The organism is Streptomyces millisiae (assembly GCF_031845425.1).
GTDB classification, from domain to species: domain Bacteria; phylum Actinomycetota; class Actinomycetes; order Streptomycetales; family Streptomycetaceae; genus Streptomyces; species Streptomyces millisiae.
In genome coordinates, this window is record NZ_JAVREM010000053.1 from 1 (window position 1) to 13810 (window position 13810).

The following is a 13810-nucleotide window of genomic DNA, read 5'->3' on the forward strand; positions in this document are numbered from 1 at the left end:
ACCCCTTCCGCGCTCCGCGCGCTGGGTGGCGACTCCGCCGCGCGGCAGCGCCGTGGCGTGCGGTCGTGGGGAGATGGCGTGTGCGCGGCGGTGCCGGCCGTCACCGAGGGGTGGGTTTCTCCCGATTACCCATCGGAGGCCATCGCAGGGCAGGATGGTTCGTTACAACTTACAACCGAGTGACAGCTGAGACGTTTCCACGGAATAAAGCACCGCGCCTCCCGCGCTGCACGATTCGGGAAACGGCTAGTGAGGCGGTAGGGGGACCATGGAACGCGAGAGCAGACTCCCTCGGTGGTTGCGTCGCGGAGCTCGGGAGGCCGCCGCCGGGGCGGCCGCGGCCAGGGTCAGGGAGGAGCTGCTGCTCGCCGCCGCCGAGGCCGGCTTCCCGTTGGCGCCCGCCGCGCACCCCGACGACTACGGCTGTTCCTGCGAGCGCATCGGCTGTCCCACGCCCGGTCGGCACCCCGTGTCCCTCGCCTGGCAGACGCAGGCCACCACCGACCGCGACCAGGTGCTCCGCTGGCTGCACGGCGCGCCGGAGGCGAACTTCGTCACCGCGACCGGCCGCGCCCACGACGTGCTCGACGTGCCGGCCACCGCCGGCCGGGCGGCCCTGGAGCGGCTCGCGGCCGAGGGCACCGAGGTGGGTCCGGTCGCCGTCGTCGACGACCGGATGCTGTTCTTCACGGCCACCCGCGGCACCCCGGACGACGAGGACGAGTGGTGGCCGTGCGAGCTCGACTGTCATCCCGAGACCCTGGACGAGCACCCGGGCCTCCGCTGGCACTGCCGCGGCAGCTACGTGCTCGTGCCGCCATCCCGCACCCCGGGCGCCACAGCGGCGACCGGGGTGCGCTGGTTGTACGGCCCCGAGCGGCCGCTGCCCGAGCCGCTGTCGCTGCTCGAGGCGCTGACCGACGCCTCCGCCGGGCTGCCGGCCGAGGACGAGGAGGAGCCGGCCGGCACCTCCGCCTGGCCTACTCGCCGGTGACGGACGTCGCGCCCCGGCTCTGGCCGAGGATCTCCACCTGGCCCTCGCCCGCCGGCACGTAGGCGACCTGGTAGGCGACGCGTTGCCAGGTGACGGCGCGCCGCGCCTCCCCGTCCATCAGCGCCAGCGACGCCGGGTCGAGGTCCAGCACCTCGACCGGGTCCTCGCCCTCGGCCACCGTCTGCTTGCTGTTGTGCACGGTGGTGAAGAAGACCAGCGCCCCGCCGTCCGCCGTGCGGATCGCGACCGGCGCGTACTCCGCGCCCTCGGCCGGCTCGTCGATGTAGTCGGTGCGGAAGGCCGCGTTGCTGTTGGCCGCCTCCCGGTTGGCCAGCGCCTCGGTGGTGTACGGGCCGGCGGTGAACGTCGGGTCGACGCCGCCGGCCGTCAGGTAGTCGGCGTAGGCCGCGCTCAGCTCGCCGGGCGCCACCGCGAGGTCGTCCCCGTCTGTCCCGGTGAGCGGGATGTCCACCAGGGCGCCGTTACCGTTCTCCTCCTCGGCGAACTCCGGCAGCTGGGCGGTGGGCACCTGGCCCAGGTAGGAGGCGCGCCAGTCCTCGTCGATCGCGTTCCGCGTGAAGACCAGCAGCCAGCGGTTCTCCGTCAGGTTCGACTGCGCGTCGGCGACGAAGAACTTGGGCCACCCGGCTTGTTCCGGTATGTGGTACCGGACGTCCTCCAGCTCCAGGGGCGTGAACGCCTCCGGGCCGTACGCCTCGTTGATCTGGTCGATGATCCGCTGGTCGCCCTGCTCCTCGGCGTCGGCGATGGCGCCGGCCCGCGCGTCGAGCACGGCGCCGTTGATGGCGCCGAGGCCGCCGACCTCGATCGTCGCGTTCAGCTCCGAGTCGTTGGCCGGCTTGGCCTCGTTGTAGACCTCGACGTAGTGCTCGAGGACGTCCTGCGCCTCCTCGGTGTCGGCGGCCGGCACGATGGCCTCCTCGCCGTGCACCGTCATACACCCCGACAGGGTCGCCGTGAGCGTCAGGACCGCGGTCAGCCCAGCCACGGTCGTCGACAGCCGTGCTCGCAGCCGCATCGTCGGTCCTCCCCGTCGTCCCATGGGCGCTGTGGCCCCCGCATGCTATCCGCCCATGCGATGATGCCACGCATCGCGGGGGAGCCGGATCCGGTGTGTGAGCAGGTGGGGACCAGGTGATGGATGGTGGCTGAGCTGAGCTACGGAGCGGCGCTCGAACGGCTGCGGGGGGCACAGAAGACCGCCAAGGGGGTGTCGCTCTACTCGCGGTACGTCAACCGCCCGCTGGGCCGCCGGCTGGCGGCCGCCGCCTACCGGCTGGGCCTGACGCCCAACCAGGTCACGGTGGTCAGCGCGGTGTTCAGCTTCGCCGGGGTGGCCGCGGTGGCGGCCGTGCCGCCGTCCTGGCCCCTGGCCGTGGGCGTGTACGCGGCGCTGGTGCTGGGCTTCGCGCTGGACTCGGCCGACGGCCAACTCGCCCGGCTGCGCGGCCGGTCGAGCCCGGCCGGGGAGTGGCTCGACCACACCGTGGACTGCGCCAAGATCACCGCGCTGCACGGCGCGGTGCTGATCGCCTTCTACCGCCACTTCCACCTGCCCAGCGAGGGCTGGCTGCTGCTGCCGCTGGTCTTCCAACTCGCCGCCGTGCTCGTCTTCTTCGGCGGCCTGCTGACCGACAAGCTCAGGCCGCGCCCCGCCGCGGCGCCCGCCGCCGCTGCCCCGCAGGCCCCGCCGTCCCGGCTGCGCGCCGTGGCGCTGCTGCCCGTCGACTACGGGGTGATGTGCGCGGTCTTCCTGCTGCTCGGCGACGAGCGGGCGTTCCGCCTCGGCTACGCCGCCCTGTGCTGCGCCTACGTCGCGTTCTGCGCCGCGTTCTCCGTCAAGTGGTTCCGCGAACTGTCCGCCGTCAACGCCGAGAGCGCGGCCCGCAGCTGAGTGCTCGACGTGTGCACCGTGTAGGGGAAGTAGACGACCTCGACGCCGACCGTGGCGAAGTCCCGCTCCAACTTGTCGCCGCGCGGCGTGCCGCGCCAGTCGTCGCCCTTGAACAGCACGTCGAACCGCACCTGTTGCCAGGTCTCCAGCTTGTCCGGCACGGTCTCCACGAACGCCGCGTCCACGAACCGGATGCTGCGCACGATCTCCAGCCGCTCCATCAGCGGGATCACCGGCGGGCGGCCCTTGGCCAGCAGCGCCATCTCGTCCGACACGACACCGGCGACGAGGTAGTCGCAGCGGCTCCTGGCGTGCCGGAGGAGGTTGAGGTGCCCCACATGGAAGAGGTCGTAGACCCCGGGCGCGTACCCCACGGTATGGCGAACGGCATGCTGCATACGCCCGAACCCCCCACTGGCCCGTCGCGAAAGAGGATCCCCCACTCTAGCCCCAACTCCTCACAGAACAGGTCCGGATGCTGACATGGTGTGCAAACTTTGGGGATAGGCTGAGCACCCGTCACGCACGGGGGAGGTGCCACCGGGGAGGGAACTATCATGAGTGAGGGTGTGGTGGCGCACGAGCGGCTGCTGCTCGTGTCGACCAACTACGCGCCGGAGCAGGCCGGCATCGGTCCCTACGCCGCGCAGCTCGCCGAACACTGGGCGGCCGAGCGACAGGCGGAGGTGCACGTGCTGGCCGGCATGCCGCACTATCCCTCCTGGCGCGTCGATCCGGCCTATCGCGGGAAGTGGCGCAGCGTGGACAGTCGGGCGGGAGTCCTGATACACCGCAGGCGGCACACCGTGCCGCCGCGGCAGACCGCCGCGCGCCGCGCCCTCTACGAGGCGACCATCCTCGCGCACGGCGTGCTGGCCCCGCCCCGGATGGGCCGCCCCGACCTCGTGCTCGCCCAGGTGCCCAGCCTGGCCGGCGGGCTGCTCGCCGCCCGGCTCGCCAAGCGCCACGGCGTGCCCTACCTGCCCATCGTCCAGGACCTGATGGGCGCGGCCGCCGAGCAGAGCGGCATCAGCGGCGGCGGCCGGGCGGCCGGCGCGGCGGCCGCCGTCGAGCGCCGGATGCTGCGCGACGCCACGCTCGTCGGCATCATCCACGACAGCTTCCGCGACCGGGTCACCGCCCTCGGCGTGCCCGAGGACCGCATCCGCCTGGTGCCCAACTGGTCGCATGTCGCCGGCCCTTCGGCCCCGCGCCGGGAGACCAGGGCGCGGCTCGGCTGGCCCGAGGGGCGGCCGGTGCTGCTGCACTCCGGCAACATGGGCCTCAAGCAGGGCCTCGAGGTGCTGGTCGAGACCGCCCGGCACGCCCCCGAGCTGCGCGTCGTGCTGATGGGCGACGGCAGCCAGCGCGGCCGCCTCGTCGAGCTGGCCGCCGGGCTGCCCAACGTCGACTTCCTGCCGCCGGCGTCCGACGACGAGTTCCCCGACGTGCTGGCCGCCGCCGACGCCCTGGTCGTCACCCAGCGCGCCAGCGTCCTCGACATGAGCCTGCCGTCCAAGCTCACCTCGTACTTCGTCGCCGGCCGCCCGGTGATCGCCTCGGTCGCGGCCCAGGGCGGCACGGCCCAGGAGATCCGCAGGTCGAAGGCCGGCACGCTGGTCCCGCCCGAGGACCCGGCCGCGCTCGCCGCGGCGGCGCGCGAGCTGGCCGCCGACCCGGCCGCCGCCGACGCCATGGGCGCCCGCGGCGCGGACTACGCCCGCACCCACCTGTCCCGTGCCGCCGGGCTCGGCCGCGTCACCGCGCTGCTCGACGAGGCCCGCGCCGTCCACCCGAGAGGAAGTTCCGCATGAGCGCAGTGCGCGAGGACGGGCGCGGGAACCCGGGCGGGCTCCCGGGCCACCACCCGTACGACGAACCCGACCTGCTGCGCGACCAGTTCCGCCAACTGCTGCGCTACCGACTGCTGATCGTCTGCGGCATCCTGCTCGGCCTCGCCGGCGGCGCCTGGCTCGGGCTCTCCAGCAACGAGACGTACATCGCCACCAGCGAGATCACCGTGCGGGTGCCCACCGCCGACCCGTTCGCGCCCACCGCCGTCGACCGCGTCGTGATGGGCTCCGAGCGCCGCACCGCCGTCAGCGACGTCGTCGCCCAGCGCGCCGCCGAGGCCCTCGGCCGGCCGAGCGCCGCTGGCTCGCTCAAGCGCGGCCTCACCGTCACCAACCCGCCCAACACCGAGGTGCTGCGCTTCGCCTACTCGGCCGACGACCCGCGGGTCGCCGCTGAGCGGGCCAACGCCTTCGTCGACGCCTACCTCGCGCACCGGCAGGCCGACGCCGACGAGACCATCGCCCACAACGTCGCCGCCCTGGAGGAGCAGCGCGCCCCGCTGCTGGAGCGCCGCGACCAGATCCAACTCGACCTGGACCAGAACCTGATCGAGGGCACCACCGCCTACGACAACGCGGTCGCCGACCTGTCCACCGTCACCGCCGAGCTCTCCGAGCTGACCTCCAGCATCTCCGGCCTCCAGGCCCTCGACACCAGCGGCGGCCGGGTGATCACCGAGGCCAGCGTGCCCACCAGCCCGTCGGGCCCCGGGCTCCCGCTGCTGCTCGGCCTCGGCTACGTCGTCGGCATCGGCCTCGGGCTGCTCGCCGCCTGGGTCAGGCTCGTCTTCGACCCGACCGTGCGCTCCGCCGGCGACGTCACCCGCGCCCTGCGCGCGCCCGTGCTCGGCGTGCTGCCGCGCACTGGGCGCGGCCACCCCGACCAACTGCTCGCCGAGGGCCGGCTGGCCGAGGAGTACCGCTCCGTCGCGTTCCGCCTCGCCTACGACGAGACGTTCGCGCAGCGCCGCCGGCTGCTGGTGGTCGCCCCGCGCGGCAGCATCGAGACGCCGCTCGCCACCTCCGTCAACCTCACCGCGGCCTTCGCCGAGATGGGCATGGACGCGCTGCTCGTCGAGGCCGACCTGCGCACCCCGACCCTCTCGGAACAGCTCAGGCACGCCGACGGCGCCCGCCCCGGCTGGGCGGGCAGCGGCGGCGGGCGCGGCCAGGACAGCGGCTGGCCCGGCGCCCGGGTGCCCATCGACGGCGGCGAGTCCGGCATCTTCGACCTCGTGCCGGGGCGCCGGGTGCGCAACGTGCCACGGGCCCTGACCTCGCCGGCCGCCACCAAGCTGATCGGGCACGCCGACACCAAGGGCGCCGTCGTGGTGGTGCTCGCCCCCTCCGTCCTCTCCTACGCCGACGCGATCGCGCTCACCGACCGGGTCGACGGCGTGCTGGTGGTCTGCGACCCGAGCCAGGTGCGGCGCGACGACCTGGCCAGGGTCCGGGAGTTGGTGGTCGGCGCCGGCGGCATCCTGCTGGGCGCGGTGCTGCACTCCTGGGGCGGCGGCAGCGACTCGGACCGGGCCGCCCTCGCCGAGGGCGACGAGCCGGTCCCGGCGGAGCCGCTGCCCAGGCCCCAGCCGCCGGCGCAGGTCAGGCCGCGGCTCCAGCGGCCGCCCACCACCCGGCAGCCGGTGCCGCCCGAGCACCGCGACGTGGGCTCCGAGACCCTGGGCCTGCGCGTCCTCGACCCCGCCGATCTGGAAGACGGTTCCCCACGGCAGTGAGTGAAGTGAGCGAACCATCCGCGCGGCGCGCCACGGTCGCCGCCATAGCGGACCAGGGCGTGGCCGCGCTGACCAACATCGCCGTCGTGGTGTGCGCCGCGCGGCAGTCGACGGCGGCGGACTTCGCCTCGTTCGCCGTCGTCTACACGGTGTTCGCGCTGCTGCTCGGCGCGGCCACCGCCTACGTCGGGCAGGCGCTGGTGCTGCGCCGCGGCACCGCCGCCGACCTGCACGGCCACTGCCGGGCCGCGGCGCTCTTCACGCTCGGCGCCGCGACGGCGCTGGGCGCGGCCACCGCGCTGGTCACGCTCGCCGTCCCCGGCTCCATCGCGGACGGCCTCACCGCGCTCGGCCTCGTGCTGCCGCTGGTCCTCACCCAGGACGGGCTGCGCTACGCGTTCTCGCTCCTCGGCCGGCCGCACCTCGCCCTGACCACCGACGCGCTGCGCCTCGCCGTCGCCGTGTCCGCGCTGGCGCTCCAGCCGTACGGCACAGGACCCGGCCGGATGGTGCTGGTCTGGGGCCTCTCCTCGCTGCCGGCGCTGCTGCTCGGCGCCGCGCTGCTCCTGGCCCTCACCCGGGGCGCCACGCCCGTCCACCCCCGCACCCTGCTTGACCGGCGCCACCTCGGCCGCCGCTTCGTCGTCGAGTTCGGCGTCGGCAACGCGGCCTCGCAGCTGGCGATCGTCCTCCTCGGCCTGCTCGCCAACCCGCTCGCCGTGGGCGCGTTGCGGGGCGCGAGCACGCTCTTCGGGCCGATGAACGTGCTCTTCAACGCGGCCACCGGCTTCGGTCCGCCGCTGCTCGGCCGCCGGCCGGGCGCGCAGGGCCAGGCCCGCGCCGCGGGCACCGCCGGCTGCGCGCTGGCCGGCGTCGCGGCCTGCTGGGCGGTGACGCTCGCCCTCCTCCCTGACGCGGCGGGCCGCGCCCTGCTCGGCGACACCTGGGACGCGGCCGTCTCGCTGCTCCCCGCCACCGGCGCCCAGTACGCGGTGATGGCCCTCGGCACGTGCGGCCTGCTCCTGCTCCGGGTCCTCAGCCCGCGCGCCACGCTCCCGGTCCAGCTGACCTTCTCGCTCTTCTCCGTCCTGTGCCTGCTGCTCGGCTACGCCCTCGGCGGCATCCTCGGCGCGGCCTGGGGCCTCGCCGCCGGCTCGGCGGCGAAGGCCACCGCGAGCTGGCTCCGCGCCGCGTTCGAACTCCGCCTGGTAGCCCGCTAACCGGCCTGCCGGCCGCCGGCTCGAAGGGACGTTGGGTAACGACGGCCTCCTCGGCCCGGAGGGCCGGCATACGGCTGTGCCGGGTCGGTCCGGCCCGGTGCCGGCTTGGCCTGCCGGCCGCTGGTTCGAAGGGACGTTGGGTGAGGCGACGTTGGTCCGGAGGGCCGGCCTACGGTTGCGTTGGGCCGGTCCGGCCCCCCGGCTCGGCCTGGCGGCCGGTGGTTCGGAGGGGCGTTGGGTGACGGCGGCCTCGGCCCGAAGGGTCGGTCTCCCGGCTGTGCCGGGTCGGTCCGGCCCCGGGGGGGGGCCGTACACCGTTCAGCCGGTTGGCGCTGCTCGCGGCTGCGGCCGGCTGTCCGGGCCCCTTCGGGGCCGCGGCTCGCGCCGGCTCGGCGAAACCGATGACGCATGCCCGGCCGTTGCCGGCTACGCCGGGGTGCGGTCCCTTCGAGCCGCTCAGGCCGGCAGGCCGGGGTGCGGTCCCTTCGAGCCGCTCAGGCCGGCCGGCCGGTCCGTCATAAGCCTGCCAACTCCCACACGCCGTGGGCCAGCGCGTCCGTGTTGCGGTCGAGGGCGGTGGCGTTGATGTTGGTGGTGGAGTCGCAGGCGCGGTGGTAGCAGGGGTCGAAGGCCCGGCCTGCCGTGCCGCCCCAGACGGCGGCCTGGGCGGCGGTCTTCACGCTGCCGGCGCCGGTGAAGAGGCCGCCGACGGGGACGCCGGCCGCCGCGAACGGGGCGTGGTCGGAGCGGCCGTCCGCCTCGGTGGCCGGGGCGGTGGGGATGCCGCGGGCGTCGAACCAGTCGGTGAAGACCGTCTCGATCGCCGGGTCGTCGTCGTAGACGAAGTAGCCCGCGTTGGGGGAGCCGATCATGTCGACGTTCAGGTAGCCGGCGATGGCGGTGAGTTCGAGGTCGTTCAGGTCGTCGACGTAGGCGCGGGAGCCGATCAGGCCGAGTTCCTCGGCGCCCCACCAGGCGAAGCGCAGGGTGCGCTCGGGGGCGGTGCCGGACTCGGCGACGGCGAGGGCCGTGGCGAGGAGCGCCGCGGAGCCCGAGCCGTTGTCGTTGATGCCGGCGCCCGCGCCGACGGAGTCGAGGTGGGCGCCGGCCATCAGCACCTCGTCGGTGCGGGCGTCCGGCCACTCGGCGAGCAGGTTGTAGCCGATGGTGCCGCCGTAGTCGAAGGGCTGGCGCTCCGTCACATAGCCGGCGGCCGCCAGCTGTTCCTCGACGTACGCGAGGGAGGCGGTGTAGCCGGGGCGGCCGTGGGCCCTGTTGCCGCCGTTGGCGGCGGCGATGGCCGCCAACTCATCGAGGTGGGCGCGGACTTCGGCCACGGGTATGTCGGGCGCCGCGGTGGCCGTCGGGGGAGCGGAGCGGGCGCCGGTGAGGGCGGTGGTGACGGCGACGCAGGCGAGGGTCGCGCCCAGGGCGCGCAGGGTACGAGGCATCCGCCCATCGTGTCGTGAGCATGGCGAGTGCGGCAATGGCGCGTCAGTACAGCCGGCTCCGCGGCCCGGGGCGCAACGTCGTGACCAGCAGCAGGCACAGCACGGCGATCCCGATCCGGCCCGAGGCCTGGAGCAGGGAGCCGCGCAGCAGGATGAAGCTGTAGCCGGCCAGCACCGGCGCCACCACGGCCAGCACGTTGCCGGGGGAGGGGTCGTCCAGGGTGCGCCGCACATAGCCCCGGTCGGTGCGCGCCGCCAGGTAGCCGATGCCGAGGAAGCCGGCGGTCATGCCCAACGGGCCGAAGTCCAGCCAGAGTTCGGCCCACAGCGGGGAGGAGAGGTTGGCGCTGTTGGTGCCCATCCAGCCGCCCACCAGGAAGCCGGTGTCCTGTGGCTTGGCCGGCCACATGTCGCGCGGCACGAAGAACAGCGCCGCGCCGGTCACCTGCCGGCCGTAGGTGTGCCCGTTGCCGTCGGCCGCGTAGGTGATGGTGTTGGCGAACATGCCGACCTGGTCGTAGTCCTTGATGACCAGCGGCTCCATGAACGACTGCGCCTCGACCGGCTGCCGCCCGTTCTCGTCGTAGCGGAAGCGGTCGGTGAACGGGAACACCAGCAGGGCGATCACCACGCCCAGCGCGAGCGCCGCCCGGTACATCACGGTGCTGCGCGGGAAGACGGTGAACAGCAGCGCGAACAGCACCGTCAGGAACCAGTAACGCGGGTTGGAGATCGGGTTGTTGACGATGGCGTTGATGACGACGAGGCCGGCCCACGGCAGCACGACGGACGGCTGGCGGCGGGCCCGCCGCGAGGTCACCATCCAGCGGGTGAGGAACAGCAGCGCCAGCATCGCCGGCACCGTGCCGAAGCCGCGCAGCAGCGCGTTGCCCGCCTCGCCGCCGCTCGCCTCGGCGCCGGTGGCCTCGCTGAGGGTGGCACTGATCTCCTGCCGGCTGGCGAAGAACACGGCGGGGCCGCCGAGTTGGACGATCAGCAGCGCGCTGGCGAGGTAGGCGAAGGCCACCAGCACGTAGAGCCGGGTGCGGTGCACGGTGGCCGGCGGGCGTCGCGCGCCGCGGGTGGCCGGGCGGTGCCTGGCGAGCAGCGCGCCGACGTCGAAGGCGACCATCCCGCACAGCACCAGCATGGTGGCCAACTGCGTGTCGCCGCGCGGCCCGAGCACCGGCGTGGGGTCGCGGCCGAGCACCGACTGGGCGAGCGGCGCGATGCCCATCGCCAGGTAGCAGAACAGCCAGAACGCGCCCTGCACCAGCCGCCGCCGGCCGGACAGCACCATGGCCGAGAGCCGCACGCCGGCGTAGCAGGCCACCACCAGCTGGAGCCAGAACGTGGTGTCCCTGACCCCCTCGCCCGGCTGCGCGGCCACCGCGAGCGGCAGTATCCCCACCAGGCCGCCGATCAACGGCACGGAGAGCGGCCGTGACAACACCGCGCGACTCGGCACCCCACGTGCCCGCCCCGTGACCTCGACCGCCACCGGCACCCACCCCTCGAATCGGTGGCTCAGTCTAGGACCTGGCGGCCGTGGGGCAGGATGGTGGGCATGACGGTCAGCCACTACGTCGAGGCCCCGCGCCGGTACTCTCCCGAGCCGGGCGATCCGCCGTCGGTGTTCCTGGCCGGCGGGATCAGCGACTGCCCCGACTGGCAGCGGAAGGCCGCCGAGGCGCTGCGGGACCTGGTGGTGTTCAACCCGCGCCGGGCGGGCTTCGACCTGTCGGACCCGGCGGCGAGCGAGGCCCAGATCGCCTGGGAGTTCCACCACCTGCGGCTGGCCGACGTCACGCTGTTCTGGTTCCCGGCCAGCGACCCCGCCGTCACCACGCAGCCCATCACCCTCTACGAACTCGGCGCCGCCGCCGCGACCCCCGACCGGCTGATCGCCGTGGGCGTCGACCCCGGCTATCCGCGCGCGACCGACGTGCGCTGCCAGCTCGCGCTGGTCAGGCCGGACTTGTCGGTGCACGACACCCTGCCCACCACGGTGGCGGCGGCCAGGGCGGCGCTCAACGGGTGAACGCGGCCCGCCGGTGGTGGTGGACGAGCAGCTGGCCGAAGCCGGCGTGTTCGACGCGGAGCGACAGCTGTTCGGTGGTGATGCCGAGCGCCGCCGCCGTGCGGGCCGGGTGCCAGTCCTGGGCGGCCAGCGAGGACAGCAGGTGGCCGCGCCTCACCTGGGCCTCGGACAGCCGGAACGTCTTCAGGTAGGCCAGCCGCCCCGAACTGTCCAGGACGCACTCGCCGATGTGGTTCTCGACGTGCCGGTGGAAGGTCGGCAGGAACCGCCACAGGCTGAACCGGCCCAGCCGGTACACCCGTTGGAAGGAGTACTCGGCGCCGAGCAGCCCGCCGGCCATCGTGCCGTCGTGGAAGGCCGCCCACTCGTCCCGCTGGCGCCGCACCGCCGCGCGCAGGTCGGCCGGCGTCCGCACGGCGGAGTCGTCGAGGCGGGCCCGGAACTCCTGGACCGGTGCCGAGAGCAGCGCGTACTGGTGGACCAGCTCGCCGTAGAGGTCCTTGAGGAGGGTCGGGTGCAGCACGCGGTAGTCGTCGGGGTGCGGCACCACCAGCGCGCCGGCCAGCGCGTCCGCGACGTAGAGCAGCGCCCCGCACTGGCCCGGGTGGATCTCGAAGACCCGCAGCGCGTCCGCGAGCCCCGGCACCTCGGCGCCGACGTACGCCCGCTCGGCGCGCGGCGAGAGGCCGCGGTTCACCGCGCGCCTGGCCCACTCCTCCCAGACGATCGTCGGGCCGCCGAAGTGCAGCGCCAGATAGCCCTCCAGGGCCAGGTGCAGGGGCAGGAAGCGCAGCCGGTTCCTGGCCTCCCGGCGGGCCATCCGCCGGTGGAAGTGCAGCCGCAGGTGCTCGACGGGCGCCGCCCGGTCGGTCCCCGCGGTGCGGCCGTCGCTCAGCCGGGTGCCGTAGGCGGCGGCGGGCGCGCCGTCCCTGGTCCAGTTCGCCACGTAGCCGTGCGGCACATAGGCGGCGTACACCGAGCGCCGGTCCACGTCCACCACGCCGATCGACTCCCCGTAGGCGCGCGGGTGCAGCCGCAGGTCGACGATGGGTGCCGCGCGCAGCAGCGGCACCAGGCGCACCCCGCCCCACACCTGGGGCGGTCCTGTGGTGAGGCCCGCGAGGTCGATCCCGGCGGGCGAGTGGGTGGTCACGTGTCCTCCCCGAGGAACTCGGCGACGCGGGCCGCGAGATGGGCACGGAGCGGGGCCAGCCCGGTGCGGCCCTGCGCGAAGCGCGCCAACTCGACCAGCGCCGGCAGGTCCTCGGCGTCCCTGACGCCCACCGTGGGCACCGCGGGCGCCAGCGCGCGCACGGTGAAGTCGTCGGCGTTGTACACCGGGTTGAGGTGGACGATCTCCGTGCGGCCGGTCGGGTCGAACCGCGCCGACCACACCCGCAGCACCTCGGCGGCGAGCCCGGGCGGCGCGTTGTCCCAGCCGTCCGAGACGATCAGCAGCCGCTCCGGGGCGAGTTCGAGCCCGTCCAGGATTCGCTCGCCCAGTGGCGTGGGCCCCAGCGGACGGACGAGCAGCGGGTCGGTGCGGCCCGAGGTCCACAGGCCCGTGTAGCCGTCGCCGGCCAGCGCCGCCAGCAGGAAGTGGGCGGCCAGCGCCACGGCGAGCGGCCGGCGCCGCTTCTCGCCCGAGCCGAGCGCGGAGTAGCTGTCGTCGAGGACCGCCACCACGCGTCCCCAGCTCCCGGCGCGGGGGCCGGCCGCCCGGCGCGCGGCGGCGCGCAGCGCGTCGGTCAACTCGGCGCGCCGGGCCGCCCGTTCGTCCAGCGGGAGGGCGAGCGCGTAGCTCGCGATGCGGGTCAGCGACGCGCCGGCGAGCGACGCCTGGTCCCGGTCCCCGGTGGCCTCGCGCAGCCGCAGTCGTTCGAGCCGGGTCATCCGGGGCTCGATCCCGGCGAGGAACGCCGCCCGGTCCATGCCGTGCCGGGCGGCCAGGCCCTCGGCGACGGTGTAGGGCAGCTCGAACACCAGGGAGCGGTCGTAGTGCGCCCGCCGCCAGGTCTCGAAGAGCGGGGTCGTGAAGGTCCGCCGGTCGTGCGGCGCGAACAGGAAGGCGCCCAACTCGCTGTCCTCGTCCAGGCGGAGGTGCGCGTGGCGCAGGGCGGCCTTCAGCGGGCCCCGGTACTTGACCGCGTCGAAGGCCAGGTCGGGGCGGGCGGCCAGCCAGTCCCGGACGATCGCCCGGGTGCGCCGGTTGTTGACGCCCGCGGCCCGCAGCGCGGCGAACAGCCGGTACACCCGCTGCGGCGGCAGCGTGCGCAGCGCCCGCCCGATCAACCGGCCCTCGGCGCGCCGCCGTTCCGCCGTGCCGGCGTCGGCGGAGGTCTCCAGCAGACGGCGCGCGATCAGCGCGGTGTTGTGGTGGTTGATGCCGAGCGCCAGCGTCGCGGCGTACAGGTCGCGGTAGTTGACCAGCATGTACGCGTGGAGGAAGTCGAGGGAGAGCCGCTGCCGCTCCCCGTCGGAGTGGAACTCGCGCTGGCCGGTCGCGGTGATGGCCGCGTTGACGAACAGCAGCACGTCCTCGGCGGCGACGGCGTCGCCCTGGCTGGCCATGGCCCCTCCCCGTTTCCCCCTGGCTCGCG

The 13810-nt window shown here is 74.6% G+C and carries 12 protein-coding genes; 6 read left to right on the forward strand and 6 right to left on the reverse strand.

The features are described 5' to 3' along the window. Positions 1-268 precede the first annotated feature (268 nt). On the forward strand, positions 269-994 hold the full coding sequence (locus tag RNC47_RS27255) for a bifunctional DNA primase/polymerase (RefSeq protein ID WP_311602429.1): 726 nt from the start codon (positions 269-271) through the stop codon (positions 992-994). Here the strand turns inward: RNC47_RS27255 and RNC47_RS27260 are convergent. Then, positions 981-2033, reverse strand: a complete 1053-nt coding sequence (locus RNC47_RS27260; protein ID WP_311602431.1) for a hypothetical protein — start codon at positions 2031-2033, stop codon at positions 981-983. The genes RNC47_RS27255 and RNC47_RS27260 overlap by 14 nt on opposite strands. A 123-nt stretch (positions 2034-2156) precedes the next feature. On the opposite strand from RNC47_RS27260, the gene RNC47_RS27265 reads away from it, so the two are divergent. Then, entirely contained in the window at positions 2157-2909 is a 753-nt protein-coding gene (locus RNC47_RS27265) for a CDP-alcohol phosphatidyltransferase family protein (RefSeq protein WP_311602433.1), read from the forward strand. On the opposite strand, the gene RNC47_RS27270 is transcribed toward RNC47_RS27265, so the two are convergent. Then, positions 2825-3307: an adenylyltransferase/cytidyltransferase family protein gene (locus tag RNC47_RS27270; RefSeq protein WP_311602435.1), complete on the reverse strand. Its 483-nt coding sequence runs from the start codon at positions 3305-3307 to the stop codon at positions 2825-2827. The genes RNC47_RS27265 and RNC47_RS27270 overlap by 85 nt on opposite strands. A gap of 159 nt (positions 3308-3466) precedes the next feature. On the opposite strand from RNC47_RS27270, the gene RNC47_RS27275 reads away from it, so the two are divergent. From RNC47_RS27275 to RNC47_RS27285, 3 genes are read left to right on the forward strand one after another with little or no spacing between them, the layout of a single operon-like run. Continuing rightward, positions 3467-4723 carry a glycosyltransferase gene (locus RNC47_RS27275; protein ID WP_311602436.1) on the forward strand — a complete coding sequence of 419 codons (1257 nt, stop codon included), beginning with the start codon at positions 3467-3469 and terminating at the stop codon, positions 4721-4723. Then, on the forward strand, positions 4720-6498 hold the full coding sequence (locus RNC47_RS27280) for a lipopolysaccharide biosynthesis protein (protein WP_311602438.1): 1779 nt from the start codon (positions 4720-4722) through the stop codon (positions 6496-6498). Before RNC47_RS27275 ends, RNC47_RS27280 begins: the two co-directional genes overlap by 4 nt. Positions 6499-6503: 5 nt before the next feature. Then, positions 6504-7718: an MATE family efflux transporter gene (locus RNC47_RS27285; RefSeq protein WP_311602439.1), complete on the forward strand. Its 1215-nt coding sequence runs from the start codon at positions 6504-6506 to the stop codon at positions 7716-7718. Positions 7719-8233: 515 nt separating this feature from the next. Here the strand turns inward: RNC47_RS27285 and RNC47_RS27290 are convergent. After that, positions 8234-9169 carry a M28 family peptidase gene (locus RNC47_RS27290; protein WP_311602440.1) on the reverse strand — a complete coding sequence of 312 codons (936 nt, stop codon included), beginning with the start codon at positions 9167-9169 and terminating at the stop codon, positions 8234-8236. 43 nt (positions 9170-9212) lie between these two features. After that, entirely contained in the window at positions 9213-10676 is a 1464-nt protein-coding gene (locus tag RNC47_RS27295; protein WP_394814892.1) for an O-antigen polymerase, read from the reverse strand. A gap of 60 nt (positions 10677-10736) precedes the next feature. Between RNC47_RS27295 and RNC47_RS27300 the strand changes: the two genes are divergently transcribed. Beyond that, the gene (locus RNC47_RS27300) at positions 10737-11210 is read left to right on the forward strand and encodes a nucleoside 2-deoxyribosyltransferase domain-containing protein (RefSeq protein ID WP_311602443.1); all 474 of its coding nucleotides are present in this window, start codon (positions 10737-10739) and stop codon (positions 11208-11210) included. Here the strand turns inward: RNC47_RS27300 and RNC47_RS27305 are convergent. Both RNC47_RS27305 and RNC47_RS27310 read right to left on the reverse strand, forming a co-directional pair. Continuing rightward, positions 11200-12363 (reverse strand): ARPP-2 domain-containing protein, encoded by a 1164-nt coding sequence (locus tag RNC47_RS27305; RefSeq protein ID WP_311602444.1) that lies wholly within the window; start codon positions 12361-12363, stop codon positions 11200-11202. The two genes, RNC47_RS27300 and RNC47_RS27305, sit on opposite strands and share 11 nt — an antisense overlap. After that, positions 12360-13781 (reverse strand): hypothetical protein, encoded by a 1422-nt coding sequence (locus RNC47_RS27310; RefSeq protein ID WP_311602445.1) that lies wholly within the window; start codon positions 13779-13781, stop codon positions 12360-12362. Before RNC47_RS27310 ends, RNC47_RS27305 begins: the two co-directional genes overlap by 4 nt. Between the last annotated feature and the right edge of the window lie 29 nt (positions 13782-13810).

What these genes read in the sequence shown, in the direction of transcription:
- RNC47_RS27255 (WP_311602429.1), top strand. Translation starts at nt 269, where the DNA reads ATGGAACGCGAGAGCAGACTCCCTCGGTGGTTGCGTCGCGGAGCTCGG.
- RNC47_RS27260 (WP_311602431.1), bottom strand. Translation starts at nt 2,033, where the DNA reads ATGCGGCTGCGAGCACGGCTGTCGACGACCGTGGCTGGGCTGACCGCG.
- RNC47_RS27265 (WP_311602433.1), top strand. Translation starts at nt 2,157, where the DNA reads ATGGTGGCTGAGCTGAGCTACGGAGCGGCGCTCGAACGGCTGCGGGGG.
- RNC47_RS27270 (WP_311602435.1), bottom strand. Translation starts at nt 3,307, where the DNA reads ATGCAGCATGCCGTTCGCCATACCGTGGGGTACGCGCCCGGGGTCTAC.
- RNC47_RS27275 (WP_311602436.1), top strand. Translation starts at nt 3,467, where the DNA reads ATGAGTGAGGGTGTGGTGGCGCACGAGCGGCTGCTGCTCGTGTCGACC.
- RNC47_RS27280 (WP_311602438.1), top strand. Translation starts at nt 4,720, where the DNA reads ATGAGCGCAGTGCGCGAGGACGGGCGCGGGAACCCGGGCGGGCTCCCG.
- RNC47_RS27290 (WP_311602440.1), bottom strand. Translation starts at nt 9,169, where the DNA reads ATGCCTCGTACCCTGCGCGCCCTGGGCGCGACCCTCGCCTGCGTCGCC.
- RNC47_RS27300 (WP_311602443.1), top strand. Translation starts at nt 10,737, where the DNA reads ATGACGGTCAGCCACTACGTCGAGGCCCCGCGCCGGTACTCTCCCGAG.
- RNC47_RS27310 (WP_311602445.1), bottom strand. Translation starts at nt 13,781, where the DNA reads ATGGCCAGCCAGGGCGACGCCGTCGCCGCCGAGGACGTGCTGCTGTTC.